Source organism: Streptomyces sp. RP5T, assembly GCF_003933965.1.
Classification (GTDB): domain Bacteria; phylum Actinomycetota; class Actinomycetes; order Streptomycetales; family Streptomycetaceae; genus Streptomyces.
The window spans coordinates 1-1,646 of the sequence record NZ_RSAJ01001021.1; the positions used below are offsets into that span (position 1 = coordinate 1).

Genomic DNA, 1,646 nt, shown 5'->3' on the forward strand with positions numbered 1-1,646 from the left:
CCCCTGAGGCGCCCCCGCCCGGTCCCCGGCATCCACCGCGTGGATGCCCCGCTATACGGGATTCGGATCGCCCGAAGGATGGCGAACCGGGCCCGGGCGACCCATAGTCGACTCCACCCCGCAGGCCGCTGTCCGGACCAGCCGCCGCGTGGGTCGTCCGCAGCATGCCGTGCCCATCGGCGCCCGTACCGTGGCCGCCCGCGACCGGCATGCCGCTCCCGTACACCGTCTCCAGGAGTCGACATGCCCGGTTCCGTTCCGCCGACGTCCTTCCCCGCGGCTGAGGCCGCTCCCCCGTCGCCCGTGGCCGCTTCGGGTCCGGCCCATGTGCTGCGGGTGACGCTGCTGATGGCGGGCAGCTGTCTGCCGATCCTGGGCGCGGTGCTGATCGCCCCGGTCCTGCCGAAGATGCAGGACCACTTCGCGTCGGTGCCCGGCGCCAAGGCGCTGGTGCCGCTGGCACTGACCGTGCCGGCGCTGGCCCTGGCGCTGCTGGCCCCGTTCGCCGGGGTGCTCGTGGACCGGCTGGGCCGCAAACGGCTGCTGGTCGTGGCCGCGGTGCTGTACTCGGTGTTCGGCACCGCCCCGCTGTGGCTGCACTCCCTCGGCGCGATCATCGCCAGCCGTGCCCTGGTCGGGGTGACCGAGGCGGCGATCATGACCTGCTGCACCACGCTGATCGGCGACTACTACTCCGGTCGGCAGCGGGTGAGGTACCTCGCTCTGCAGACCATGTGCGCCTCCGCGTCGGCCACCGTCTTCTTCGTCGTCGGAGGTGCGGCCGGGTCGGCGGGCTGGCGGATGCCGTTCTGGGTGTACGCCGTGAGCCTGGTGCTCGCGCCGCTGATGGCCGCGGTGCTGCCCAGCCCGGCGGGCCGCACGACCTCCGACGAGGTCCCGGTCCCGGGGGCGGCGGCCCGACGTGCGTTCCCCTGGCGGCAGTTGGCGGGCATCTGTGCGCTCACCTTCTTCGGCGCGATCGTCTTCTACACCGTGCCGGTCGAGATGTCGTACCTCCTCGACGACCTCGGGGTGACCAACACCGGCGTGATCGGCCTGGCCACGGCTGTCGCCAGTGCGGCCACCGTGGGCGGGGCGATCCTCTTCGCCCGCCTCAAGCGCGCTCCCGAACCGGTGATCCCCGCCGCGCTCGCGGTCTGCGCGGTCGGCTCCGGGGTGATGTTCCTCGCGGGCGGCGCGCCGCTCCTGGTGATCGGCGCGGTGATCAACTGCGTCGGCACGGGCATGCTGCTGCCCGCCCTGCTGACGAGCGCGATGTCCCGTCTGGCCTTCGAGGACCGCGGTCGCGGTACGGGCCTGTGGACGGCGGCCTTCTTCGGCGGCGAGTTCGTCTGCCCGCTGATCCTGCTGGCGGGCGAGTCGGCGGTGGGCAGCCTCGCGGGTGCGGTGGGCGTACTGGGCGCAGCCACGGCCCTGGTCGCGGCCGGCTTGCTGGCGACCCGAAGGCGCACGGTCGCAACGCCCACGAGCTCCGTACCGGAACCATCGGCCTGACCCCTGCCCGACGAAGAGCGGGCCCCTCCTTCAAAGGCCCCGCCGAACCCTGGGCCTGAGGGCAGCCCCCCCGACCCGCGGTCACCACCCCAGCCGCCACCCTGACGACAACCGGGTGACGGGCGGGGCCC

The 1,646-nt window shown here is 73.6% G+C and carries 1 protein-coding gene; it reads left to right on the forward strand.

All coding sequences use genetic code 11. The annotated features are described in order from the left end of the window. Positions 1 to 243: 243 nt before the first annotated feature. Positions 244 to 1,515, forward strand: a complete 1,272-nt coding sequence (locus EHS43_RS44080) for an MFS transporter (protein WP_125195999.1) — start codon at positions 244 to 246, stop codon at positions 1,513 to 1,515. Positions 1,516 to 1,646: the final 131 nt, after the last annotated feature.